Here is a 24,901-nt window from a genome sequence, read left to right as displayed (position 1 = left end):
GCGACGATTCACGCCAGCGACTCGTCGCGCGCCCAGCGCAGTCGCACCAGCATCCCGACCAGCACCACCGCCATCAACAGGAAGGCCAGCGCCGAACCGAACGGCCAGTTGCGGCCCGAGGTGAACTGGTTCTGGATCAGGTTGCCGATCAGCACCACCTTCGCACCGCCCAACAGGTCCGACGTGAGGAACGAGCCGAGGGTCGGGATGAAGACCAGCAGCGCGCCGGCGATCACGCCCGGCAACGTGAGCGGCCAGGTGACCCGCACGAACCGCCGCCATTCCGTTGCGCCCAGCGCCTCCGCGGCCTCGAGGAGCACGGGGTCGAGCTTCTCGAGCGAGGCATAGATCGGCAGCACCGCGAACGGAATGCTGCACGTGACCAGACCGAAGAGCACGGCGCCGGTGGTGTAGAGCAGCGGAATCGGCTCCGTGACGATCCCGAGCGCCATCAGCAGCTGGTTGAGCGGGCCGGTATCCCGCAGCAGGAAGACCGTCGCGTAGGTGCGCACGAGGAACGAGGTCCAGAACGGCAGCACCACCAGCAGCAACAGCAGCGAGCGCCATCGCGTGGCGCGCGCGATCACCAGCGCAATCGGATAGGCGAGCAGCAGCGTCAGCAGCGTGGCGACTGCGGCGATCAGCAGCGACTTGGAGAGGATCGTGAGGTAGAGCGGATCGAGCAGGCGCGCCACGGAGCTCGTGGTCCACCCGGGGTAGACGCCGCCGAGCAGATGGCGAGGCCGGAAGGCATAGGTCGCCATGATCGCGATCGGCACGCCGAACCAGAGCAGCATCCATCCGGCCGCGGGAAGGAGCGCCGCCGTCGCCTCGAGCGCCGGGACGCGATGCAGCGCGCCGAGCAACCGCCTGCGCATGCTCATGCCTCGAGCACCTGGGCATCATCCGGGTGCCACGCCACCTCGACGGCCTCGCCAGCGGCCCACGGCAGCGGCTTGGTCAGCAACCCTTCGTTGCGGAGCGCCACGCGCACCACCTGACCGTCTCCGAGGACCACCAGCACGTGCAGCGTCTCGCCAAGAAAAATCGTCTCACGCACCGTGCCGCGAAGGACATTCTCACCGGCAGGACTCTCTCCGGGGCGATGCACGTCCAGCCACTCGGGCCGCACGGCAATCCGCACCCCCTCACCCCTCACCCGTGCCCCGGCCGGTAGCCGCCAGGTGAAGCCATCCTGCTGCCGCACGGTGTCACCCTCCTCCACCGCCCCTGCAAAGAAATTCGCCTCCCCGATGAACTCCGCCACGAACGCGGTCCGCGGCGCCTCGTAGATCTCGGCCGGCGTCCCGAGCTGCTCGACGCGTCCGGCATGCATCACCGCGATCCGATCCGACATCACCAGCGCCTCTTCCTGGTCGTGCGTGACGAGGATGAAGGTGATGCCGAGTCGACGGTTGAGCGCCTTGAGCTCGAGCTGCATCTCCTTGCGGAGCTGCAGGTCGAGGGCGGCGAGCGGTTCATCGAGGAGGAGGATCGGCGGTTCCAGCACCAGGGCACGCGCGAGGGCCACGCGCTGACGCTGGCCGCCCGAGAGCTCGGCGGGGCGTCGATGGGCGAACTCACTCGGGGCCAGTCGCACCAGTTCGAGTGCGCGCGCGACGCGACCTGCCACCTCGCCCTTCGGGACACGCCGCTCCTCAAGCCCGAAGGCCACGTTGCCGGCGACGCTCAAGTGGGGAAAGATCGCGTAGCTCTGGAAGACCATCCCGATCGGCCGCTCGTACGGCCGACGCGAAGTGACGTCCTCGCCGAGCATCTGCACCCGCCCGGCATCGGGGTGCTCGAAGCCGGCAATCAGGCGCAGCGTGGTGGTCTTGCCGCATCCCGATGGGCCGAGGAGCGAGAAGAATTCTCCCGGTGCCACGGCAAGCGAGACGCCGTCGACCGCCACGGTGCTGCCGAAGCGACGGGAGACGGCGTCGAGGGAGAGGACCGGCGGGGACTGCGTCGTCACACCACCTTGCCGATCGGTAGCGTGCGGATGCGCTTCCCCGTCAGTGCGAAGATGGCATTGCCCACCGCTGGCGCGATGCCGGGCGTGGCGGGCTCGCCGACACCGGTCGGCTTCTCGGTGCTGGGGAGGATGTGCACCTCGACGATCGGCATCTCCTTGAGTCGCATCATGCGGTGGGTGTCGAAGTTGCCCTGCACCACCCGACCCCGATCGATGGTGATCTCGCCCCAGAGGGCCGCCGTGAGTCCCATGACGATCGATCCCTCGATCTGCTGCTCGACAATCATCGGGTTCACGACCTGGCCACAGTCCACGGCGCAGACGACCCGGTGGACGGTCGGCGTCCCGTCGGCCGCCACCGAGACCTCCGCGACCTCGGCCACATACGTCTGGAACGACTTGTACACCGAGATGCCACGCGCCCGGCCCGCCGGCAGCGGCGTGCCCCAGCCCGCCTTCTCGGCGGCGAGGTTCAGCACCGCGAGATGCCGCGGTGCTGCGGTCAGGAGGCTGCGGCGATACTCGCACGGGTCCTGCTTGGCGAGGTGCGCCAGCTCGTCGATGAACGTCTCGACCGCAAAGCCGTTGTAGGAGTTGTTCACCGAACGCCAGAAGCCGACCGGAATGCCGGCGTCGACCAGGATGCAGTCGACATGGACATTCGAGATGGCATACGGCATCGCCATCGCCCCCTCGACGACTTCCAGGTCGAGGCCGTCCTTCACGCTCTCCGGGAAGAAGCGGATCATCGAGGACGAGGTCGCGACCCGATGGGTCCAGAGAACCGGCTTCCCGGCGGCATCGAGGCCACCACGGAACTGATGATGCGACGCGGCGCGGTAGAAGTCATGCTGCATGTCGTCCTCGCGCGACCAGATCACCTTGACCGGCGCCTTCATCGCCTTCGACGTTTCCAGTGCCTCCACCACGAAGTCCTGCTCCACGCGTCGTCCGAAGCCGCCGCCCAGGTAGGTGGTGTGCACGACGACCTTCTCGGCCGGTACGCCGCCGATCGCCGCACCGGTCATCTGCACGGCCGTCTGCAGCTGCGTCGGCGCCCAGATCTCCACGCCATCGGCCCGGACGTGGGCGGTGCAGTTCATCGGCTCCATCGTGGCGTGGGCCAGGTACGGCATCCGGTAGGTGGCGTCGAGCATGGTGCTGCCCGCCGGCGCGGCGTCGGTGCGGCCGTCGTGCCGCGCCTGGGCCCCGGGGCGGGCGGCGCGGGCCTCGAGAAGCGCCGCGATGCTGGCACTCGACACCGCGGCCGTCGGACCATCCGTCCACGTCACGTCGAGCGCGGCCCGACCTTGGTGCGCCGGCCAGTAGCCGTCGGCGACGACCGCAACCCCGCTCGAGATCTGCACCACATCGCGGACACCCGGCACGGCCTTCGCCTTGGCGGCGTCGAAGTGCGCCACTTTCCCGCCAAACACCGGCGGACGGGCCACCACCGCCACCAGCATCCCGGGCACCTTCACGTCAATACCGTACACCGCGCTGCCATCAACCTTCATCGGGGTGTCGCTGCGCTTCGCGCGCGTGCCGATCACCTTCCACGCCTTGGCATCCTTCAGCGTGACGTTGGCCGGCACGGGGAGCGCGGCTGCCGCCGTGACCAGCGCGCCGTAGCGGCGCGTGCGCTTGCTGCCGGTGTGGATCACCGCACCGCCCTCGGCGCGGCATTCACCCGGCGCGACCTTCCATTCCGCTGCCGCGGCCGCGATCAGCATCTCGCGCGCCTGCGCCCCGGCGGTCCGCAACGGGAGCCAACCCTCGCGCACACTGCTGCTGCCGCCGGTGCCCTGCATCCCGAAGTCCGGGTTGATGTAGGCCCTGTCGCCAGGCGGCGCAAACTCGACGGCGATGCGCGACACGTCGATTTCGAGTTCCTCGGCGAGGATCATCGGCAACGCCGTGGCAACGCCCTGCCCCATCTCCGATCGGTCAACCAGGATCGTGATCTTGTCATCCGGCGTGATCCGCAGCCACGCGGTGAGCGGCACGGGCGGGCCGGCGACCAGCTTCTCGCCGGGCGCGCACGACTGCAGCGAGAAGCCGATCAGCAGGCCGACACCAGCGGCCCCCGTGGTCTGGAAGAACTCGCGGCGCGAAACGCGGCGTGGTGTGGTCATCTCACGCCTCCCCGGCGGCGCGATGGATCGCGGCCCGCATCCGCGGATACGTCCCGCAGCGACAGATGTTGGTGATCGCGGTGTCGATGTCGGCATCGGTGGGCTTGGGGGTCTTGGTCAGCAGGGCCGCCACGGCCATGATCTGCCCCGACTGGCAATAGCCGCACTGCGGCACGTCCTCTGCGATCCACGCTTGCTGCACCGCGTGGCTCCGGTCGGTTGAGAGCCCCTCGATCGTGGTGATCGCCTTCCCGCCCAGCGCGCTCACCGGCAGCGAGCAGGAGCGCGTGGCCACGCCGTCGAGATGCACCGTGCAGGCCCCGCACTCCCCGATCCCGCACCCGAACTTGGTCCCGGTCAATCCAAGTGCATCGCGCAGCACCCAGAGCAGCGGCGTATCATCGGCCACATCCACCGTGTGCGAGGTGCCATTCACCTTGAGCTGGAAACCCGACATGGTGTGCTCCGATCAGGGGAGGCCAAGGACCTTCTTCGTGAACGTGCGCGAATAGACGGCCGGCGGGTTGCTGCCAGTCGCCATGTCGTACGCCTTCTGGTAGAAGCCCTTCGCCACGTCGGCATGCCCCATCTTGGCGTGCGTCATCCCGAGGAGCACCAGCTGGAACGGGTCGTTCGGCATCGCGGCCACGGTCTTGGTGAACTCGGTCTGAGCCGTGGCGAGGTCGCCCGTGAAGAGCGCGACGTAGCCCTCGAGATACGGGAAGTACTGCTCCTGCGCCTTGGCCATTGCCGGATCCGAGTCGAGTGCCTTGCGCGCCTCACCGACCCAGTGCTTCGCCTCTGCCGCGTTCCCCCGGCGCGCCGCCACGCGTGCCATCGCGTGCGCCTCGCGGAAGGCCCAGAGCGAGGCGGGGTGCGTCCGGGGCGCCGGCTCGGCGTTGCCGAGGGCGGTGCCACGCCGGTACATCCGCTCTGCCTCGTCGAAAAAGCCGTGATCGATGCAGACACGGGCTGCCTCGTTGGCCATCTCCCCTTCCTGATAGTGCGCGTTCTGCGGCTCGGCCTCGCGGCGCGTCTTCCAGTAGGCGATCACCTGCTCCTCGAGCTCGATCACCTTGGCACAGTTGGCGTCGTAGCCGTACGACATCGCCAGTCGGCGGGTCGCGGCGGCCTTGGCAGCCGCATCCGGGGCGGTCGCGATCAGTGCCTGGTAGATCGCGCGCGCCTCGGCATGCCGGCCGCCGACATCCATCTGACCGGCGGTACGCAGCGAGTCGGCACGATTGGCCTGGGCAGCGAGTGGCGGGACGGCGAGCAGGAATGCGACGGCAAGCGCCGCGAGCGGGGGGCGGACGAACATCGGCTGACTCCGGGGAGGGGATCCGACAAATCTAACGTCTGACCCGCTGGCCATCACCCCCGACTATCATCCGCACACGACCCACGACCTGCAACCCACGACCCGGACCCTCCATGCCCCGTCTCCACGCCAGCGGCCCCTTCGACGTCAAGCTCATTCCCCAGCAGGACGATCCGGCCACGGCTGGTCCCTTCGGCAGGATGCTGCTCGACAAGCACTTCCACGGCGACCTCGAGGGGACCAGCAACGGCCAGATGCTGGCCGGGCGCACCGCCGTGGCCGGCTCGGCGGCGTACGTGGCCATGGAGGCGGTCACCGGCTCGCTGCACGGGCGCACCGGCACCTTCATGCTCTCGCATGTGGGGATCATGAACCGGGGCGCCGCGTCGCTGAGCGTGTCGGTCGTCCCCGATTCCGGAACTGACGAGCTGGTCGGCCTGAGCGGCACGCTGCAGATCAACATCGATGCGGGGAAGCACTCCTACCACTTCGATTACACCTTCGACCAGGCGTAGGAGCCACAATGGGCCGCTATACCGCCACCGCCCGCTGGGAGCGAGATGGCGCAGACTTCCTCGACCAGCGCTACTCCAGGCGCCACACGCTCCACTTCGATGGCGGCGTCGAGCTGCCGGCCTCCTCGTCGACCCAGATCGTGCCGATCCCGATGTCAGACCCCACGGCCGTCGACCCGGAGGAGCTCTTCGTCGCGTCGCTCTCCTCATGTCACCTGCTCTGGTTTCTCGGCATCGCTGCCGGACGGGGCTTCCGCGTCAACCGCTACCGGGATGACGCCGAGGGAACGCTGGCGAAGGACGCGGCGGGACGATTGGTGATGACGGTCGTGACGCTACGGCCTGCGGTCGAGTGGGGCGGCGAGGTGCAGCCGACGGACGCGGAGGTCGAGGCGATCCACCACGAGGCGCACCGCCTCTGTTTCATCGCCAACTCGGTCACCACCGAGGTGCGCTGCGAGCCTGCCCCTCTCCCACCCCGGAGCGATGCATGAAGACGCTGCTGCTCGTCCTGCTGCTGGCCGGCTGCGCCAGCAAGCCCGCCGCGCCGGCCGCCGACTCGCTGACGCGGCACCAGAAGGACAGCATCATCGGACAGTCCCGACTCCCCGGCGCGCGCGGCGTGAACGGCGCCATGCGCCTCCAGGACTCTGCGGCCGCCCGCCGCGCCCGGGAACAGGCGGTCTCGGTCGATTCGCTGTAGGCCGCACGCCGTACCACTCCGGCCACGGAGCGAATTCCGGCTTACCTTCTGGGCATGGAACCCGCCATGCCCCTCGCCGCAGGCTCGGAACTCGCCGATGCCGTCTTCCAGGCGCTCATCACCGCCGGCCTCGCAAGCTTCGCACTGGTCCTCTGGTGGCGCGTGCGGGCCCGCTGGTTCGTCTGGTGGGCCGCCGCCTGGGCCCTCTATTTCCTGCGCCTTGTCGCCATCATCTGCTTCCTGCGGAGCGGCGACCTGGCCTGGCTCTTCTGGCACCAGGTCGTAACCGGCTGGGTCGCCCTCGTGATTCTCTGGGCCGCGCTGGTCTTCTCCCGAGACCTGCCGTGGCGCAACGGGTATGCATCGCTCGCCCTGATCCCCGTCGGCTGGGCCTGGGTCGCGGTCAATGGCCTCGACCAATTCCTGTTGGTCGCGCTGCCGATGGTGTTGTTGATCTCGGGAGTGACCATCTACACCGGGTGGGTCTTCTGGCAACACGCCCGACGCAACAACTCCGGCGGTGCCCGCTTCGTGGCGGTCACCTTCTGGCTCTGGGGACTCCACCACCTCGACTATCCGTTCCTCCGCGCCAAGGGCGCGTGGCAGCCCTGGGGCTACTATCTCGACATCCTCTTCGAGTTGGCGGTCGGCATCGGCTTCGGCCTGATGGTGCTCTCCGAACTCGCCACACGGCTCGCCGTCCGCACCGATGAGCTCGCGCGCCTGCAGGGGCGGGTCGTCGGCCAATACGAGGGAGAGCGCCGCCGACTCTCGCGCGAGCTGCACGACGAAACCGCACAGACCCTCTCGGCGGTGAAGCTCGAGGTGGGCATGCTCCGCGAGGGTGCCGACCCCACCACCAGTGCCCGACTCGACCATGTCCTCGGCCTGGTCGATGGCGGCATCCGCGGGATTCGGCGCGTCATCAACGACCTCCGCCCCGCCCTGCTCGACGACCTCGGCCTCGTCCCCGCGATTCGCTCGCTCGCGAACGACGTGGCGGAGCGCAGTCGGCTGCAGATTTCCACCAAGCTGGACGACGCGCTGGCCCGGATTGGCCCCGACGCCGAACTGGCGCTCTTCCGCGCCGCCCAGGAGGCGCTGGCCAACGTGGTGCGCCATGCCGAGGCGTCCCATGTCACCCTCACGCTGACCGGCATTGGCAGGAACCTCCGGCTGACCGTGGCAGACGACGGCCGCGGCTTCCCCCCCGGCAGTGACATCGCCGCCTTCGAGCGCGACGGTCACCTCGGCCTGGCCGGCATGCGCGAGCGGATCACCGCACTCGGCGGCACCGTGCACGTGAGTGGCGCCAGCGGCGTGACGGTGGTGGTCGAAGTACCGGTGAACGGTGAACGGGACGCGGCCTCCGCCGCAGGTGAGTCAGGGGATCGTTGATCGACCCCCCCCTGATCGATCACTCGATGACCCTCCGCTTACCGTTCACCGTTCCCGTTCCCCGAGTCCCCGCATGCCCCAGATCCGAGTTGCCGTCGTCGATGACCACGCCGTGGTTCGCGAGGGCATCCGCCGTGTGCTCGAGGGCGAGCCGGGGGTGGTGATCGTCGGCGAGGGCGCCAATGGCGACGAGGCCCTGCGCCTGGTGGCGAAGGAGAAGCCCGACGTCCTGGTGATGGATGTGGCGATGCCGGAGAAGGGAGGCCTGCAGGTGGCCGCCGAGCTGCACCGTCAGGGGAGCCGCACGAAGGTGCTGATGCTCTCGATGTACGACCAGCCGGAGTACGTGCTCGAGAGCGTGAAGTCGGGGGCGCGCGGCTACCTGCTGAAGGACTCCCCGCCGGCCGAACTGCGCCGCGCGGTCCGTGCCGTGTTCAACGGCGAACAGTTCTTCCCGCCCGCCGTCGCGGCGCGCCTGACCGATGCCCTGCGGGCTCCGGCGCCGCAGCCCGCGGCGACCGATGTCCTCACGCCGCGCGAGAAGGAAGTCCTGATCGGCGTGGCCGGCGGCGAGACCAACAAGGAGATCGCCGCGCGGCTCGGCATCTCCCACCGGACCGTCGAGACCCACCGCGAATCGCTGATGGCCAAGCTCGACGTGCGGACCGTGGCCGGACTCACCAAGCTCGCCATGGAGGAAGGCCTCATCGCGGGCTGATCCCAACCGCTCGCACTGCGCTCCGATTGGGTATGGGCGACGCATGCGTCGCCCCCTCAGCCCCCCCGCACCACCGCTTCCAGCGCAGCGCGCAGTGTCCGCCGCCGCTGGGTCAGCCACCAGAAGAAGAAGGCGGTCAGGCCGACCCAGAAGATCGCGCGGAGATTGAACGCGAACACGCCCATCGCGTTGAACACCCCGATGAAGACGAAGACGATGATCATCATGTTGTAGAGCGGCGGGCCGGCGGTGTCGTTGATCGCCTTGGCGATGTGGCCGAGCTGGTTCGTGTCCTGGTTCCACACCGTCGCGTAGCTTCCGGTGGCATTGCTCCCCACCAGCCCCCACCCGACCGTCACGATGTTGCCCACCCGCACCGCGACGCCGGCCGACGCGACCTCGACCGAGCGTTCCTCGCCATCGGACGCGCGCAGGAAGACCTGGTTGTAGTGCTCGGTCTGGGCGCTGACCTGCCCGTTCTGGTGGCTGGTCACCGTGGTGTGGGAGGAACGCTGGCTATCCAGCACCTCTCCCGTGAAGCGGTAGAGGCTGATCTGGCGGGAACCGATCCTGAGGCTGCTGACAGCGGACATGACGGGGCGCTCCGGCGGGGCATGAGGAATCCTACCCGGCATTGCGCAGGATCGCGCCAGATCCCGTCATTGCGCCCGCAGGGCCCGCGCGATCGCCGCCTCGGCGAGTGGTGCCATCACCCGGTACCCCTTCTCCGTGGGATGAACGCCGTCCGCGGCGAGGTCGGGGTTGAGGCCGAGCTTGTCGTTGACCATTGCCGAGTGATAGTCGAGGTAGGTCTCGTGGTGGGCCGCAGCGTACTCGCGCATCCAGGCGTTGAGCGCGACGATCTTCGGCCCCGGCTCGAGCCCCGGCTTCCAGGGATAGTCCGAGACGGGGAGCACCGAAGAGAGGACCACCCGGATCCCGTTCGCCTGGGCGATCTCCACCATCCCCATCAGGTTGTCGGCGATCATCGCCTGGGTCGACGGCCCGGTGTTGCCGGCGATGTCGTTGGTCCCCGCCAGGATCACCACGACCGCCGGCTTGAGCGCCACCACATCCTGCCGAAACCGGATCAGCATCTGCGGTGTCGTCTGCCCACTGATCCCGCGGCCGACGTAGGGCTTTCCGGGAAACTGCGCGGCGAAGTAGGGTGCCCATCCCTCGGTGATCGAGTTGCCGAAGAAGACGACCCGCTGCTCACCGGGCGTCGGAAGGCCGAGCTCCGCGTTGGCCGCGCGATAGCGATTCAGCCCTGCCCAGTCCTGCGCCTCCAGCGGGGCATCGCTCATCATCACTCCGAGGGCAGCAAGCGCCAGCAGGAGACGGTTGGACATCGCAGGCACGCTCGGGAGGTCGTAAGTCATAGGTCGTAGGTCGTAGGTCGTAGGTCGTTGGTCGTTGGTCGTTGGTCGCTAGTCACGTCTAACGTCTAACGTCTAAGGACTAATGACTACTTCTTGAAGACCACCTTCCCCCCCACCACCGTCAGCACATTCGTCGTCGTGAGGATCTCGGGCTCGGGAATCGTCATGATGTCCTTGTCGAACACCGTGAAGTCGCCGCGCATCCCGACGGCGATCGTCCCCGACCGATCCTCCTGGAACGACGCGAACGCGGGGAACCAGGTGAACATCCGCAGTGCCTGATGGCGGCTGACTTTCTCTTCCGGATGCCAGCCCGGACCGTCCTTCCCGTCGAGGGACTTCCGCGCCACGGCGGCGTAGAACTCGATCAACGGCTCGCCGCGCTCAACCGGCGCATCGGTGCCGCCCGCCACCGGCACGCCCATCTTCAGGAACGACTCCCAGGCGTACGCCCCCGACGTGCGGGCCACGCCGATCCGGCTCGGCACGAAGAAGAGGTCGCCGATCGCGTGCGACGGCTGCATCGAGGCGATCAACCCGAGCGACTTGAACCGCGGCAAGTCGGACGGCGCCACGATCTGCGCATGCTCGATCCGCCACCTCGGCGCTGCCACCTTTCGCTCGGTCGCAGGCACCGCGCTGAACGCCGCCTCGAAGAGATCGAGCGAGAGGCGATTGCCACGGTCGCCGATCGCGTGGATCTCCACCTGCACGCCGGCCCTGAGGGCGCGCTGCAGCATGTCGCGCACGGCGACGGTGTCGGTGGTGATCAGTCCGGTCGTCGAGGGGTCGTCGGTGTACGGGGCGAGCAACGCCGCACCGCGCGAGCCGAGCGCGCCGTCCATCACCAGCTTGATGTCGCGCAGCGTGAAGTGGTCGTCGAATTCCGAGGGAAGCGGCCCGAGCTTGATGAGCGAATCGGCGGCCTCGCCCGGGCCGCTGATGGTCTTGTAGAGCCGGACCTTGATCCGCCCCTCACCGAAGAGCTTCCGCATCCGCGCCACTTCGGGCCACGAACCGTGCGCGTCGTGCAGCGCGGTCCAGCCGAGCATCACCGAGCGATCACTCGCCAACTCGAGCGCCCGCTCCAGTTCCTCCTCGGTCGGCTCGGGCACCAGGTCGCGGAGCAGCCCCTGCGCCGCGTCGATCAGCATACCCGTCGGCTCGCCATCGGGGTCGAGGTTGATCGCGCCACCCGCCGGGGCGACCGACATGCCCGTGATCCCCGCCAGCTTGAGCGCCGCGCTGTTGGCCACCGAGGCGTGGCCGTCGGCGCGCGTCAGCACGACGGGATTGTTCGGCGCGATCTTGTCGAGATCGTGCCGTGTCGGGAAGACCGGCGGCGTCCAGAAGGTCTCGATCCACCCGCGGCCGGTGACCCACTCCCCCGGCTTCGCCTTGGCGACGGCGGCCTCGACCTTGGCGAGGAAGGCGTCCTTGGTCGAGGTCCCTTCGAGGTTCAGCCGCTGCTCACGCTGGCCGATCCCGGTGAAGTGCGCGTGCGCATCGACGAAGCCCGGATAGACGAAGCGCCCCGCGAGGTCGATCGTCTCGGTGCCTTCGCGGATGTACTTGGCGACCCCGGCCTCGTCGCCGACATAGACGATCCTGCCGTCCTGCACCGCGACCGCCGTCGCCGTCGGCGCCAGCGAATCGCCGGTGTAGACGGTCGCATTGCGCAGCACGAGGTCGGTGGGGGGAACGGACGGCGCCTTGGAGCAGGCAACGAACGCGAGGCAGAGCGGGAGGAGACGGCGCATGGGAGACCGCAGGATGATGGATGATGGAGGATGGAGGATGGATGAAGTCTGTGAATGCAGGATGATCGGGCCCCGCAAGCGGTGATCCATCATCCATCATCTATCATCCATCATCCCTGGTGTTCACGCCGCCGGCCGATGCCGCTTCAACTTCGCCAGCGCCGCATTGATCGCGACCACGTCGACGTACGCCGGATCGAAATCCTCCGGCAGCCAGTCGCGTGCGTGGGGGTCAAGGGGATCGTGCAGCGCTTCGAGCAAGCGCCGGTACTCGGGAGCCCCGCTGCAATGCTCCGGGGGCGCCGCACGTCCCGCGCCGAGGCAGGACGGCAGGCGCTGACCCACGAGGCGCGGCGTCACCTGCTCCAGCGACACCACGTGCCGCCATCCTTCGCCGTGGTGCTCCACCGCGTGTTCGACGCGGGCGCCGGGAAGGAGGCCGAGCTGCTCGAGGGCGATGGCATCGGCGGCGTGGCCGCGGCGTGGCTCGTCATCGGGGTCGAGATACTCGACCCCATCCACCAGGAAGCGATAGCCGAACGACATCTCGTCGTCCTGGTCGAACGCCCGCTGAATGATGCCGTGCAGCTCCTGGAGCGAGGCACGACCCGACACCGCCACGCGGCGCCAGACCGTAGGGAGGATCCCTTCCAATTCGATGCGGAGCTGGTAGACATCGCCATCGCCGAAGCGAAGGCGCGGTCGGGCGGAGAATCCCATCGTCACCTCAGGCACGGGGTGGTGCGGGAACCGCGCAAGCAGTCACCTTGGCAAGCTACTCGAAAAACCCGACGGGTTGAAGGGCCTCAGCCGCGCGGCGTGATCACCTGCCAGTCGTCGGCGAAGTGCAGTACCACGCACGGCAGCAACCCCGCCGGCGCCGTGGCGGGGACCTCGAGCGCGAGCCCCGCCCCCTGCTCGACCACCCGCACGGCGGCGCCCGGAGTTCCCAGGAGCTCCACCCGCGTCGGCATTGTTCGCAGCCCCGGCAACGGCAGCAGCCCGCTGGGCCAGCTCGTCAGGAAGAGGTTGCAGCGGCGTGCCTGCGTCGTTGCACGGAAGCCGACCGGCTTCGCGAAGCGTGAGGCCCGGCTGCCGTAGATCGCCGATGAATGCACCGCCATCCATGCGCCAACCGCCTCGAGTCGTTCGATCGCAGGTGCCGGAAACCGGCCATCCGCCATCGGGCCCACGTTGAGGAGGAGATTGCCGCCCTTCGAGGCCGTCTCCACCAGCAGTTCCACCAGCTTCTGTGGCGATTTCCAGTTCTGGTCCTTCGCCTTGTAGCCCCAGTTCTCATTCATCGTCATGCACGATTCCCAATCGCGCTCGGGCGTTCCCGTCGCCGGCACCTCGTTCTCGGGGGTGCCGAAGTCACCCAGCCGGACGCCTTTCGGCGTGCCGCTTCCGTTGATCCGGTCGTTGATGACGATGTGCGGCGCCCGCCGGCGAATCCGCTGCTCCAGCTCGAGCGCCAACTGGTGCGTCCAGGTCGCCTCCCACTGGCCATCGAACCAGAGCACGTCGATGCCGCCGTAGTTGGTCAGCAATTCGTCGATCTGCGTCTCCAGGTAGGTGACGTAGCGGGCGAACTGCGCCTCCGACGCCGGCCGGGTCGCCGCTTCCCAATCGCGGCGCGGCAGGTAGTCCGGGTGATGCCAGTCCATGATCGAGTGATACCACCCCACGCGAATGCCGCGCTTCCGGAGCGCCGGGGCGAGGTCGCGGCAGATGTCGCGCGCCGACGGCGTCTGCATCACGTCGAAATCGGTCGCCTTCGAGTCGAAGAGGCAGAAGCCGTCGTGGTGCTTGGTGGTGAGCACGGCGTAGCGCATTCCGGCGCGTTGCGCCATGTGCGCCCACTGGTCCGGATCGAAGCCGGTCGGATTCCAGCGCGCCCGCAGCTGATCGTATTCGTCGATCGGGATCTTCGCGTTGTGCCGGATCCACTCGGCCCACCGATCGTCGTCCTTCCACTTCCCGGCGAGGATCGAGTAGAGCCCCCAGTGCAGGAACATCCCGAAGCGCGCCTCGCGCCACCACGCCATCCGGTCGGCGCTCGGTGCCACGGTGAGTCGCGGCTGCAGCCCGCGCAGGGCAGGGATGGCGGCCGCACTCGCGGCGAGGAAGTGCCGGCGATCGATCGTCATGGCGTCTTGCCCTGGGCGGCCTGCGCCGCGCGGAAGGAGGCGGTTTCCGGCTGATTGTTCCACCTGGGCCGACCCGCTGCGTTCGCGATGCGGCGCACGGTCTCAGCCAGTGCATCAACATCCTCGGCACCGCCGCGGAGGTCCCAGTCCCCGCCAACCTCGTCACTTGGTGAGTGGTACGTGCCGGCGAGGTAGCGATCGAACAACGCCTTTCCCCACCCGGCTGGCCGACCGACGAAATCCATGCCCGTGGCGGTGAACATCGCGGGGATGCCGACACGCGCGAAGGCAAAGTGATCAGAGCGTCGGTAGAAGCCCTGCTCCGGATAGGGATCGGGCGTCACGCGTCGCCCCTGTGCCGCCGCCACCGCCCCAAAGATGCTGTCGAGCGATGACAGCGCCCCGCCGAGCACAATGACGTCGCGGGTGCGACCCCAGGGATTGCCGGCATCGAGGTTGACCGCGGCCACGGTCTTGGCCAGTGGGAAGCGCGGTTGGCGCGTGTACCACGTGGCGCCGAGCAGGCCGGACTCCTCGGCGGTGGTGGCGATGAAGAGCACACTGCGCTTCGGTCGCGGGCCCGCCGCGAGCACCCGGGCCATTTCGAGCATGCTCGCCGTGCCCAGCGCGTTGTCGAAGGCGCCGTTGAAGATCTGGTCGCCGGTCAGCGTCGGATTGCGACCGAAGTGATCCCAATGGGCCGTGACCACCACCGCCTCATCGCGCAGTGCGGGGTCGCTGCCCGTGAGCAGGCCGAGGACATTGGGCGACACGACCGCCCGGCGACGCGGCAGATACTCGACGAGCACCTTGCCCGGCAATGCACGCGGCCGGAAGTTCGCCCCCGCAGCCTCGCTGCGGGCGGCGGCGAGCGCCGTGCCGTCACCGAAGAAGCGTGTCGCGGCATCCGGATGCACGAGGATTTCGAGTGTCCCGGCCACACTGGTGTCGCCCGCGAGTCGAACGGTCTCGCGGCGGAAGGCGGGGCTGAGCTGGGCCCACTGGGCGGGATTCACGATCATCGCCACGGCCCACGCACCGCGCGCGGTCGCCGTGCGCTGCTGTTCCCCAGGCGCGAGCGACACCCCCGTCGCGGCCTGCGGCACACCCCCCAGCAGCACCACCACCTTCCCGCGCACATCGACGCCCTTGTAGTCGTCCCAGCGTCCGTCGGCGGTGACGATGCCATGACCCACGAACACCACGTCCCCCGCGTCGAGTCGACGCGGACCATCCAAGCCACGCGTCCAGAGCAGGAGATCGCTGGCGTCGAATGTCGAGCGTGTCGCGCTGTCCTGCCAGCGACGGACCGTCCCGCCTGGTGTGACGCCAAGGAGTGACACCGACTGCAACCACGTGCCATCCGCGCTGCCCGCCGAGAGTCCCGCTGACGCCATCGCACGCTGTACGTAGCGCGTCGCCAGGGTGTCGCCACGGGTGCCGGGCTGCCGGCCTTCGTATGCGTCGGAGGCCAACGTGATCAAGTGACCGCGAATCCGATCCGCCGATGCCCCTTGTTCCGGCGCGCCGCGCAACAAGGTGCGCACGCTGTCGAGCGAGCCGTCGTTCGGCGCCGGCGTGACCCCGAGGAGGTGCGCCATCAGGCTGTAGAGATGAATGTTCTCGAACGGCGCGACGGTCACGCCCTGCCGAAACGCCGGCCCCGACGCCACGAAGAGCGCTCCCATCTCGCGCGCCGCCGGATCGAAGCCGTGACCGCCGGCATTCGGGCGCCGTGCCGCGAGGCGCGCGGTCGTGGTGATGGTCCAGCCGGATCAGCCACCAGCACGAGCGGCGTGATCCGCGCATGGCTGTTGAAGTGGAGGCGCGCGGGAATTTCGCCCTTCTTGTAGATCGTGAGCTGCGGATGTGCGCGGAAGAGCGCCGCGTAGACCGCCTCCTCCTTGCCCGGCTTCGGGATCAGGGTGCCGACGGGTGACCAGTCGACCACCTCGACGTCGGCCAAGGAGATGTAGTCGTCGAGCTTGATGACCCGCTCGGCCGAGGTCGCAATCATGCCGTGATCGCTGACCACGATGACGTTCACCCGGTCGGTCAGCTTGCGCGCGGCGAGGCCGGCCATCAGGCGGCCGATCATCGAGTCGACGCGGGCGATCGCCGAATCGGTTGCGGGCGCGTCGGGGCCGTCGTCATGACCCGCGTGGTCGACGTCGCTGTAATACAGGGTCACCACCGACGGGGCTTCGCCCGTCGGGAGCGACAGCCACGTGAGCACCGAGTCGACCCGGGCCGCGTTCGGGAACGCGTCGTTGAACCGCATGAATCGCCATGGCATCGCGCCACCGATCGGCGCTTCTGAACCCGGCCAGAAGAAGGCCGCCGCATGCTTTCCCTGCCGCTGGACCGTGCGCCAGATCGGTTCGCCGCCCCACCACCCCGCATTGCGGACCGCGGTCGTGTCGGAGATCCGGAACGTCCCCAGCGCGGCGTCGCGGATGTTGTTGGCGATGATCCCGTGGTGCTCCGGGTAGAGCCCGGTGACCATCGTGTAGTGATTGGGGAAGGTCAGCGACGGAAAGGCGGGGGTCATCCACTGCGCCCGAACGCCGCCGCGCGCCAGTGCCTGGAGATTCGGTGCCACCGCCCGATCGAGGAAGTCCCAGCGGAAGCCGTCGAGCGAGATCAGCAGGACCGTGCCTCCCCCAGCCGCTGGCACCGGGGTGGGGTCAACGCGCGAACCGCCCGCGCAGGCAGCCAGCAGGAGCACCAAAGGGGCAAGGTAGGAGCGCATCCCGGAGGATCGCACCAAAGTGCCCCGCCAACAAGAGCGCCAATGCTGGCGGCCTGACGAATATGAGGTAGTATTCGCAGTAGCATCACTCCACCCCCGGTTCTGAGGAGCGCATGCTCCTGCCCGCCGTCAAGGCCCTCGCGGCCAACGCCGTCCTGCTGCTTGCGATGGTCGCCATTTACGACATGGTCACAGCGAAGCTGCGCCCGGCATCCGGCCTCCGGCGGGACGCGGTGCTCGGGCTCCTGCTTGGGGGCATCGGGATCGCGCTCATGTTGCTCCCATACCACGAGGCCCCCGGCATCCACTTCGACGCCCGTGCCGTCCTGCTCGGCGTCGCCGGATTGTATGCTGGCGTCGTGCCGACGGTGATCGCGATGCTGATGACGGCCGCGCGCAGGATCGCGCTCGGTGGTGAGGGGCTGCCGATGGGGCTGGCGAGCATCGTCACCTCCGGAGCCATCGGGATCGTTTGGCATCACCGCCGTCGCGACCAGCTCGCCGACCTGCGCTGGCCGGAGCTCCTCGCACTCGGGGTGGCGGTGAACGTCGGCACGCTCCTCGGAACGGCCCTGCTTCCAGCCGACCATCGCGCCGCAGCCCGGGACGCCATGATGACCCCGGTGCTGCTGGTCTTGCCGCTGGCCACCATGCTGCTCGGCCTCCTGATGCGCGACCGCGTCCGGCGTGACCGGGAGTTCGCGGACCTTGCGGAGACGAAGACCAGGCTCGCCCTCGCCATCGCGGCCGGTCGCCAGGGGACCTTCGACCTCGATCCAGCCACTGGCCTCGCAGTGCTCAGCCGCGAGTACGTCACCATGCTCGGCCATGATCCCGCCGACTTCGACGCTTCGGCAGCGGCCTGGCTGGATCGGATGCACCCCGACGATCGTTTGCGCATCGAAGCGGACTTTCAGGATGTGCTGGCGGGTCGACGCCTCGAATTCCAGTTGGAGTTCCGCCAGCGTACGGCCCGTGGGGATTTCATCTGGATCCATTCACTCGGACGGGGCATCGATCTCGGGCTCGACGGTCGGCCCCGCCGAATCCTCGGCACCCACACCGATATCACCGAGCGCAAGACTGCGGAACTGTCCGCCCGCCTCGAGATGGTCGCGCTCGATGCGGCCGCCGACGCCGTCGTGATCACCGACCGAAACGGCGTCATCCAGTGGTGCAACCCGGCCTTCCTGACCCTCTCGGGCTACACTCGCGAGGAAGCCCTCGGCAGCAGCCCTCGGGTGCTGCTTCGCTCGGGGGCACAAGATCCGGCGTTCTATGAGGAGATGTGGGGGACGCTGTTGCGTGGCGAGGTGTGGCGCGGCGAACTCGTCAACCGCCGCAAGGACCAGAGCCGCTATGTCGAACAGCAGACGATCACCCCGGTGTCTGACCCGAATGGCGTGGTCACGCACTTCATCGCCATCAAGCGCGATGTCACCGCGCAGCGCCGCTTTGAAGCCCAGTTCCATCAATCACAGAAGATGGAAAGCGTCGGCCGCCTCGCCGGGTCGGTCGCCCACGACTTCAACAATCTGCTCACCGTCATCAATTCGTCGATCGATCTGGCCCAGGCTGCACTGCCACCGGACCATGAGGCCAGGCCCGACCTGAAGGAAGCAGAACGCGCCGGAGCGCGTGCCGTCCTGCTCACGCGGCAGCTGCTCGGATTTTCCCGCCAGCAACCCGCAAAGGTCGCCCGCGTCGACCTGGCAGAGGTGGTTCGTGGCCTGCTGCCGATGCTCGAACGGTTGATCGGGGAGAACATCGAGATCGAAACCCGATTCGCCGAGAACCTCCCGCCGGTGCTGATCGATCGGGGTCAGATGGAACAGGTCGTGATGAACCTGGCCATCAACGGCCGCGACGCCATGCCCGATGGTGGAACACTCACGATCGCCATGGCCAACACTCGCCTCCCGTCGGAAGACGGAGGGAGCTGGGTGGAGCTCACCGTACGCGACACCGGCATGGGGATGGACGCCGAGGCGCAGGAGCATCTCTTTGAACCGTTCTTCACGACCAAGGAGGCCGGCAAGGGCACCGGGCTGGGGCTCGCGACCTGCCTCGGTATCATCACCGGTGCCGGCGGTCGGATCACGGCATTGAGCACACCGGGCCGGGGCACCAGCTTCACCATCCGTCTACCCGGCGCCGGCGCGGGCGACGATGTCGCGGCGCCACTCCCCGCCGCCCCGCAGCCCACGCTGCCCGCACCGCTCCCCCTCGACGGAGGCTCTGCCACGGTGCAGCGCATCCTGGTCGTCGACGATGAGGAGCCGATCCGGCGGGTGATGCGGCGGGTGCTCGAGCGGAGCGGCTTCGAGGTGATCGAGGCGGTGGACGGCGCGGAGGCGCTGGCCGCGATCGCCACCCACCGAGGCTCGCTGGCGCTGATGATCACCGACATGATGATGCCTGGGTTGGGCGGGGGGGATCTCGTTGCCAGCCTTCGCGCCGGGGGATCCACCATGCCGGTGATCCTCACCTCCGGCTATTCGGTCGAATTCACGCGCGAACGGGCTGGAGTCGGTGCGGACGTGACCATTGTGAGCAAGCCCTTCATGATCGACCAGCTGCTGGCCACCGTCCGCAGCGTCCTCGCGGCCACCAACTAGCCGATCGCCATCAGGGCGTCGCGCCGACCGACTCCACCCAGACCGCGCCACGACTCCCGAACGCCAACCTGACCGCGAGAGTCCGAGGGCATCGTGCGCCGGTCGCATCCCGGAGCGACTTGAGCGCGTTGGCCTGCGCGCGGTCGAGGCCGAGTTGCGGCGGGAGCAGCCGGATGATCGTGACGCCGACCTGCGAGCGGTACGCCGCCGATGGCAACGAGTCCATCCCGGGAGGGAGCGGTCGGTCGAACCAGTCGAACCCGACCAGCCCTCGCAAGACCAGCACGCCATCACCGGCCGCGGGTTGGGTCGTCGCGGCCCCGACCACGTCGTATTCATGGAGGGAGTCATCGCGCTGGCGCATGGTCACCCATGCCTCGCGCGGCGTCGGCAATTCGCCGAAGGACGCGGTGGTGTCGCCCAGCAAGGCCAGGTGCGCTGCCGTGAAGCCAAGGCTCGTCAGTGTCACGCCGTCGATCGCATCGCCCCAACCGCCCGCAGGACGCGCCAACGGCAGCGTGAGCAACGGGAGTTCGCCATCGCGCCAGCCGCCCTGGATGTGATCGCCGCAGGCCTGCACCGTCACATGGTGGACTGGAGCGGCCCGCTCACGGGCAGCGGGCACAATCACCACCGCATTGAGCACCACCACCAGCCCGACCGCCAATCCGACCGCTCTCATGACAGCCTCCGTTCCGCGAGGCGCAACCGCCGCAACAGCAACAGTGTCCCGAACGCCAACGCCCCCACCAACAGGAAGAAGAGCCACTTCGGCATGAGGTCCCAGAACCAGTCGACCGAGCGGAGAAAGAGGAGCATCCCCATCCCGATCGTCCCCATGCGGACCAGCTCACTGCGGTCCCGCGCGAGTCCCTGCCAGATCATCACCGCGAAGCTGGCGCCGCCGAGCAGTTGGTAGCTGCCCTCGAGCAGTGCCTTGTTCATCCCGTCGAAGAGCGACGCGCTATGGGTCTCGCCGAGCGCAAGCAGCGCGACCATCACCGCCGCGGCACCACACGCCCGCCATGTCGTGGTGAAGCTGGGCGGACCGCGTCGCAGCAGGCGCGGCAGGAACATCGCGCCGAGGCCGAGCAAGGCCAGCGGCTCGAAATCGCCATACGCACCATCCCACCACAGGCCCTGCGGAATCGCCGCCAGCGACCAGAGCCAGCCGCCGATCCCGACAATCCCGCCGAGCAACGGCAGCACCAGCCCGTAGCCGTAGGCGAGGATCATCGCGAAGCTGCCCACCGCCAGCAGCAAATTCCGTGAATCCGGCAGATCGTAGAGCACGCCGAGTGCCGCGAGGTTGACGCCGAAGGCGATCGTCGCGACCGTCGCCACGATCGAGGCCACGTAGCCGCTCTTCTCACGGCGCGCCGCCACGGCGGTGCCGATGGTGAGGAGAATCGGCGGGATGGTGACCAACGCCAGCCGTGCCGGCCGGCCGATGTCGTTCCAGGTGGCGGCGACGAAGAAGCCCCACGCCGCCGAGAGTGCCGCGGCGCCGAGAATCGACGCGGCGCGCATGCCGGCGGAGAGGCGCGCCTCGCCGCGCGAGAGGTCGACCTCCGTCTCGGCCGCGAGCCGGGTCAGGACGGCGTCGTGATGCGCGCGGATCTGTGCGGCCATCATCGGATCCAGCGTCGCGACGCCCGCCGCCTCGAGCTCGGACAGCTCGGCGCGAAACGCCATGATGCGGTCGGCGCGCTGCTGCGCGCTGTGCGTCGCCATCAGGTCACTCCCCGAAGCGCCAGGCGCTCCGATACGTGCGGGTGAGCGCGCGCTCCGGCTCCAGCTGGGCACGCACCATCTCGATCGGCATCGGCCCCGCCGCCAGCACGGCGTCGTGGAAGCTCCGGTCGGTCATCTTGCCGCTGGTCACCAATTCGGCGTGCAGGGCGCGCAACTGCATTCCGCCGAGGAGGTAGCCGGCCTGATAGAGCGGCGAGTAGCTGCCGTTGAAGGAGCGCCGGACCTCGCCGGTCGCGCTGGCGCGTTCGTGGCCGACGGCATCGACCAGGAAGTCGATGCACTGCTGCGGCGTCCACTCGCCCAGGTGGAACTTCAGCGAGAAGATGATCCGCGCGGCACGGTGCATCCGCCAGAAGAGCATCCCCATCCGGTTCTCGGGCGTCACCGGGAAGCCACGATCCCACAGGAAGAGCTCCCACCAGAGCGACCACCCCTCGACATAGAACGGCGTCGAGAAGATGCCGCGGCTGGTCCCGTTCCGCGCTGCCGCGAATCCCTGCAGGTGGTGACCGGGAATCAGCTCGTGCTGCACCGTCGCGCGGGAGCCATGGAGGTTGTTGGCGCGCAGTACCATCAACTTCTCCTCGTCGGTCATTCCGTCGGTCGGGGACGATACCTGGATCACCTCGCCGCCGAGGAAGAAGGGCGAGACCTTCTGTGCCGCCGGCGACATCATCTCCATCCGCCAGATCTCCTTCGCCAGCGGCGGCACCGTCACGAGGTTGTTCTTCTCGACGTACTGGATCGCCTCGAACGCCATGTCGCGCACCGCGAGCGTCTGCATGCCAACCGGGGCAAAGTCATTCTTGGTCTTCTCGGCGGCCTTCTTCCAGTCGTCACCGAAGCCCATGCTGCGCGCCGTCTTCTGCGCCTCGCCCAGGAGGTACGCGTATTCCTTCTCCGCGATCGCGATCAGCTCCGCCGGCGTGTAGGCGATCATCTCCGCTTGCAGATCCACCGCCAGCCCCTCGGCGCCGATCGGATCGCCGACGATCGGTTCGTCCTGCCCATCCCGCGCACCAACCAGTTGTTCCCGCAGGTACTTCCGCCACGCCTCGAGCGCCGCATCAAAGCGCTTCGCCGGCTCACCGACCCACCAGGTCATCTCGGCGTCGTAGCCCTGATAGAAGCGCAGCCACCCCTGGAACTGCCCGCGCAGATCGGCCGCCGCTTCGGCCGCTCGCAGCGCGACGATCTTGGTCGGTCGGTTGGCCGGCGTCGCCATCGACGCCCGTGCCGCCTCGAGCGCCGTCGTCATCGCGGTGATCCGCTTGGCCGCATCGGCCGGTGCCGGGCGCACAAACGTCCGCCGCTCCTCGACCAACCCGAACAACGTCGGTGCAAACGGCAGCAGCGGCGCCATCTCGGCGGCGAGCTTCTGCTCGCGGTCGAGCAGCGCCAGCTCGTAGCGCAGCTTGTTGTCGAGCAGCAGGAAATCCACCTGCCCGGGCCGCGAGAGCTTCTCGAACGGCAACCGTTGCAGCTCCGCCTGCCAGCCCCGATAGAACGACCGGAAGCGCTCCCGCCGCTCGGGCGAATACTCCACCGCATAGCGCCGCCCCAGCGCCGCCCGGTCCGTCGACCAGCGCTCCAGGACCGGCGCCACCTCACTCCGAGGCCGCGCCACCAACGCCAGCACGTCAGGAACGACCGAATCGCGCGCCTGTGCCGCGAGTGGCGTGGCGAACAGGAGCAGCGGAAGGACGCGACGGAACATGGGCACCGGACCGGAGGCTGAGGGAAGCGTCAAACGTGCGGGGGAGGAGGCGGGATGGGAAGAGGCGAACAGCAGGATGATGGATGATGGATGATGGATGCCAAGCCGAATCCGAGGATTCCCCTTTGGGGAACGGGGCGACACCTTTCCTTGGTCCATCCATAATCCATCATCCATCATCCATCATCCTGCCCCGAGCCCCCCATGCGCCTTCCCCTCCTCCTCCTCCTCCTCCTCGCCGCCACCCCGGTCGCCGCACAGTCCGGCAATCATGTCGCCGGCACGGTCCGCGACGTCTGGACGCCGACCATCGGCTTCATCACCACGGCCGCCGAGGAGATGCCCGAGGCGAAGTACGCCTTCCGGCCGGTGGCGGGGGTGCGGACCTTCGGCGAGCTGATCGGCCACGTCGCCGGCGCGCAGAACATGATCTGCGCCGCCGTCCTCGGCGATCCGCAGCCGAAGGAGGACGCCGTCGAGAAGTCCGCGACGACCAAGACGGCGCTGGTGGCGGCGCTCAAGGCGTCGACCGCCTACTGTGCCAAGGCCTATGCGATCACCGACGCGGCCATCCATCAGGAGATCACCATCTGGGGCGAGAAGCACAGCAAACTCTGGGCGCTGGTCACCAACACGGCACACGACGATGAGCACTACGGCAACATCGTCACCTACCTGCGGATGAATGGCATGGTCCCACCGTCGAGCCGGGGCCAGTGATGATCCGCGCCGCCACCAGCCGCCTGCTGCTGCTCGCCGCGTTGGTGGCGGCTCCGCTGCAGGCGCCGCTCGTTGCGCAAACGACACCAGCCGTCCCGAGGGTCGAAGGCACCTCGCGGGCCCGACTCCGCAATCTCACCACCCTGCTCGACGACTACGTGGCGCAGGGTGCCCTCGCCGGCGGCGTACTGCGCGTCCAGCGGCATGGTCAGGTCGTCTACGAGCATGCGTTCGGGATGCGCGACCGCGAGACAAAGGACAGCATGCGCCCGGACGCGATCTTCCGGATTGCCTCGCAAACCAAGGCGCTGGTGAGCGTCGGCATCATGATGCTGCAGGAGGAAGGGAAGCTGCTGATCGATCAACCGCTCTCCCGCTACCTCCCGGAATGGGAGAAGACCACGGTCGCCGTCGCGAAGAGCGGTGGCGGCTACGACGTGGTCCCCGCCAAGCGGCGCATCACCCTCCGCGACCTCCTTACCCACACCGCCGGGATCGGGTACGGCTACGGCCCGGCCAGCGACCAGTGGAAGGCCGCAGGAATCCAGGGGTGGTACTTCGCCGACCGCAACGAAACCGTCGCGGCGGTGGTCAAGCGGATGGCCGCGCTCCCGATGGATGCCCAGCCCGGCACGGCATTTGTCTACGGCTACAACACCGACATCCTCGGCGCCGTGATCGAGGCAGTCTCCGGCCAGACTCTTGCCGACTTCCTGAAGGCCCGGCTCTTCGTGCCGCTCCGGATGACCAGCACCGCGTTTTACGTCGACCCCGCCAACCGCGGCCGCTTCGCCACCGTGTACACCGCCGTGAACGGCAAGCTCGAGCCTTCGCCCACACCGGGCGCGATGACGGGCCAGGGCGCCTACGTCGACGGGCCGCGGATCGCCTTCTCCGGCGGCGCCGGCATCACCTCGACGGCGGGCGACTATGCCCGATTCCTGCAGATGATGCTGAACGGCGGTGAGCTGCTCGGCACGCGCATCCTCTCGCCGACCACCGTCAAGCTGATGACCGTCAACCATGCCGGCACCCTCTACGGCTCCGACGGCTTCGGCCTCGGCTTCTCGATCAAGCAGAACCTCGGTACCTCCGGCCTTCCCGGCTCGATCGGCGAATACGGCTGGGGCGGCGCCTACCACTCGACCTACTGGGTCGACCCGCAGGAGGATATGGTCGTCACCTACATGACCAACCTCAACGACACTGGTGGCGTCGATGACCACCAGCGGATTCGGGCGCTCATCTACGCGGCGATTGTCGGCAGGTAAGCGATCGGCGA

Annotated in this window: 23 protein-coding genes; 8 read left to right on the top strand and 15 right to left on the bottom strand. The window is 68.4% G+C overall.

Going from position 1 to position 24,901, the window contains the following annotated elements:
* Nucleotides 1–8: 8 nt before the first annotated feature.
* From IPP98_05060 to IPP98_05040, 5 genes are read right to left on the bottom strand one after another with little or no spacing between them, the layout of a single operon-like run.
* Complete coding sequence (locus tag IPP98_05060) at nucleotides 9–878, bottom strand: ABC transporter permease (GenBank protein ID MBL0178483.1); 870 nt, start codon at nucleotides 876–878, stop codon at nucleotides 9–11.
* Nucleotides 879–880: 2 nt separating this feature from the next.
* Nucleotides 881–1,975, bottom strand: a complete 1,095-nt coding sequence (locus IPP98_05055) for an ABC transporter ATP-binding protein (protein ID MBL0178482.1) — start codon at nucleotides 1,973–1,975, stop codon at nucleotides 881–883.
* Complete coding sequence (locus IPP98_05050) at nucleotides 1,972–4,110, bottom strand: xanthine dehydrogenase family protein molybdopterin-binding subunit (GenBank protein MBL0178481.1); 2,139 nt, start codon at nucleotides 4,108–4,110, stop codon at nucleotides 1,972–1,974. Before IPP98_05050 ends, IPP98_05055 begins: the two co-directional genes overlap by 4 nt.
* A 1-nt stretch (nucleotide 4,111) precedes the next feature.
* Nucleotides 4,112–4,567, bottom strand: coding sequence for a (2Fe-2S)-binding protein (locus tag IPP98_05045; GenBank protein MBL0178480.1), 456 nt, complete (start codon nucleotides 4,565–4,567; stop codon nucleotides 4,112–4,114).
* Between the two features lie 12 nt (nucleotides 4,568–4,579).
* The gene (locus IPP98_05040; GenBank protein MBL0178479.1) at nucleotides 4,580–5,431 is read right to left on the bottom strand and encodes a hypothetical protein; all 852 of its coding nucleotides are present in this window, start codon (nucleotides 5,429–5,431) and stop codon (nucleotides 4,580–4,582) included.
* Nucleotides 5,432–5,544: 113 nt separating this feature from the next.
* Here IPP98_05040 and IPP98_05035 point away from each other — a divergent pair, with 113 nt between their 5' ends.
* The 5 genes from IPP98_05035 (at nucleotide 5,545) to IPP98_05015 (ending at nucleotide 8,765) form a co-directional block, all read left to right on the top strand.
* A complete protein-coding gene (locus IPP98_05035; GenBank protein ID MBL0178478.1) occupies nucleotides 5,545–5,946 on the top strand; it encodes a DUF3224 domain-containing protein in 402 nt (133 codons plus the stop codon).
* A gap of 8 nt (nucleotides 5,947–5,954) precedes the next feature.
* Nucleotides 5,955–6,440 carry an OsmC family protein gene (locus IPP98_05030; protein MBL0178477.1) on the top strand — a complete coding sequence of 162 codons (486 nt, stop codon included), beginning with the start codon at nucleotides 5,955–5,957 and terminating at the stop codon, nucleotides 6,438–6,440.
* The gene (locus tag IPP98_05025; GenBank protein ID MBL0178476.1) at nucleotides 6,437–6,649 is read left to right on the top strand and encodes a hypothetical protein; all 213 of its coding nucleotides are present in this window, start codon (nucleotides 6,437–6,439) and stop codon (nucleotides 6,647–6,649) included. The genes IPP98_05030 and IPP98_05025 overlap by 4 nt, the downstream gene beginning before the upstream one ends.
* Before the next feature lie 66 nt (nucleotides 6,650–6,715).
* The gene (locus tag IPP98_05020; GenBank protein MBL0178475.1) at nucleotides 6,716–8,047 is read left to right on the top strand and encodes a sensor histidine kinase; all 1,332 of its coding nucleotides are present in this window, start codon (nucleotides 6,716–6,718) and stop codon (nucleotides 8,045–8,047) included.
* 73 nt (nucleotides 8,048–8,120) lie between these two features.
* Nucleotides 8,121–8,765, top strand: coding sequence for a response regulator transcription factor (locus IPP98_05015; GenBank protein MBL0178474.1), 645 nt, complete (start codon nucleotides 8,121–8,123; stop codon nucleotides 8,763–8,765).
* Between the two features lie 56 nt (nucleotides 8,766–8,821).
* Here the strand turns inward: IPP98_05015 and IPP98_05010 are convergent, their stop codons facing one another.
* From IPP98_05010 to IPP98_04980, 7 genes are all read right to left on the bottom strand, one after another.
* A complete protein-coding gene (locus tag IPP98_05010; GenBank protein MBL0178473.1) occupies nucleotides 8,822–9,358 on the bottom strand; it encodes a hypothetical protein in 537 nt (178 codons plus the stop codon).
* A gap of 66 nt (nucleotides 9,359–9,424) precedes the next feature.
* The gene (locus IPP98_05005) at nucleotides 9,425–10,117 is read right to left on the bottom strand and encodes an SGNH/GDSL hydrolase family protein (GenBank protein ID MBL0178472.1); all 693 of its coding nucleotides are present in this window, start codon (nucleotides 10,115–10,117) and stop codon (nucleotides 9,425–9,427) included.
* 116 nt (nucleotides 10,118–10,233) lie between these two features.
* Entirely contained in the window at nucleotides 10,234–11,907 is a 1,674-nt protein-coding gene (locus IPP98_05000; protein MBL0178471.1) for an amidohydrolase, read from the bottom strand.
* A 123-nt stretch (nucleotides 11,908–12,030) separates the two neighbouring features.
* Nucleotides 12,031–12,627 (bottom strand): plasmid pRiA4b ORF-3 family protein, encoded by a 597-nt coding sequence (locus IPP98_04995; GenBank protein ID MBL0178470.1) that lies wholly within the window; start codon nucleotides 12,625–12,627, stop codon nucleotides 12,031–12,033.
* Nucleotides 12,628–12,713: 86 nt separating this feature from the next.
* Nucleotides 12,714–14,057 carry an alpha-L-fucosidase gene (locus tag IPP98_04990; GenBank protein MBL0178469.1) on the bottom strand — a complete coding sequence of 448 codons (1,344 nt, stop codon included), beginning with the start codon at nucleotides 14,055–14,057 and terminating at the stop codon, nucleotides 12,714–12,716.
* Nucleotides 14,054–15,745: a M28 family peptidase gene (locus IPP98_04985; GenBank protein ID MBL0178468.1), complete on the bottom strand. Its 1,692-nt coding sequence runs from the start codon at nucleotides 15,743–15,745 to the stop codon at nucleotides 14,054–14,056. The genes IPP98_04990 and IPP98_04985 overlap by 4 nt, the downstream gene beginning before the upstream one ends.
* On the bottom strand, nucleotides 15,697–16,809 hold the full coding sequence (locus IPP98_04980) for an alkaline phosphatase family protein (protein ID MBL0178467.1): 1,113 nt from the start codon (nucleotides 16,807–16,809) through the stop codon (nucleotides 15,697–15,699). The genes IPP98_04985 and IPP98_04980 overlap by 49 nt, the downstream gene beginning before the upstream one ends.
* A 113-nt stretch (nucleotides 16,810–16,922) precedes the next feature.
* On the opposite strand from IPP98_04980, the gene IPP98_04975 reads away from it, so the two are divergent.
* Nucleotides 16,923–19,427, top strand: a complete 2,505-nt coding sequence (locus IPP98_04975; protein MBL0178466.1) for a PAS domain-containing protein — start codon at nucleotides 16,923–16,925, stop codon at nucleotides 19,425–19,427.
* A 10-nt stretch (nucleotides 19,428–19,437) separates the two neighbouring features.
* Here IPP98_04975 and IPP98_04970 read toward each other — a convergent pair whose 3' ends face one another.
* The 3 genes from IPP98_04970 to IPP98_04960 are packed head-to-tail and all read right to left on the bottom strand — an operon-like array spanning nucleotide 19,438 to nucleotide 22,899.
* Nucleotides 19,438–20,109, bottom strand: coding sequence for a hypothetical protein (locus tag IPP98_04970; protein MBL0178465.1), 672 nt, complete (start codon nucleotides 20,107–20,109; stop codon nucleotides 19,438–19,440).
* On the bottom strand, nucleotides 20,106–21,161 hold the full coding sequence (locus IPP98_04965; GenBank protein ID MBL0178464.1) for a DUF2157 domain-containing protein: 1,056 nt from the start codon (nucleotides 21,159–21,161) through the stop codon (nucleotides 20,106–20,108). Before IPP98_04965 ends, IPP98_04970 begins: the two co-directional genes overlap by 4 nt.
* A 4-nt stretch (nucleotides 21,162–21,165) precedes the next feature.
* Nucleotides 21,166–22,899, bottom strand: coding sequence for a DUF885 family protein (locus tag IPP98_04960; GenBank protein ID MBL0178463.1), 1,734 nt, complete (start codon nucleotides 22,897–22,899; stop codon nucleotides 21,166–21,168).
* Between the two features lie 204 nt (nucleotides 22,900–23,103).
* Between IPP98_04960 and IPP98_04955 the strand changes: the two genes are divergently transcribed.
* Together IPP98_04955 and IPP98_04950 are read left to right on the top strand one after the other, a co-directional pair.
* Nucleotides 23,104–23,619 (top strand): DinB family protein, encoded by a 516-nt coding sequence (locus IPP98_04955; GenBank protein MBL0178462.1) that lies wholly within the window; start codon nucleotides 23,104–23,106, stop codon nucleotides 23,617–23,619.
* Nucleotides 23,619–24,890, top strand: coding sequence for a beta-lactamase family protein (locus IPP98_04950; GenBank protein ID MBL0178461.1), 1,272 nt, complete (start codon nucleotides 23,619–23,621; stop codon nucleotides 24,888–24,890). Before IPP98_04955 ends, IPP98_04950 begins: the two co-directional genes overlap by 1 nt.
* Nucleotides 24,891–24,901 lie beyond the last annotated feature (11 nt).

The sequence above is a fragment of the Gemmatimonadota bacterium genome, assembly GCA_016720805.1.
Lineage (GTDB): Bacteria > Gemmatimonadota > Gemmatimonadetes > Gemmatimonadales > GWC2-71-9 > Palsa-1233.
The sequence above is the reverse complement of the archived record's forward strand: the minus strand, read 5'-3'. Positions and strand labels throughout refer to the sequence as shown.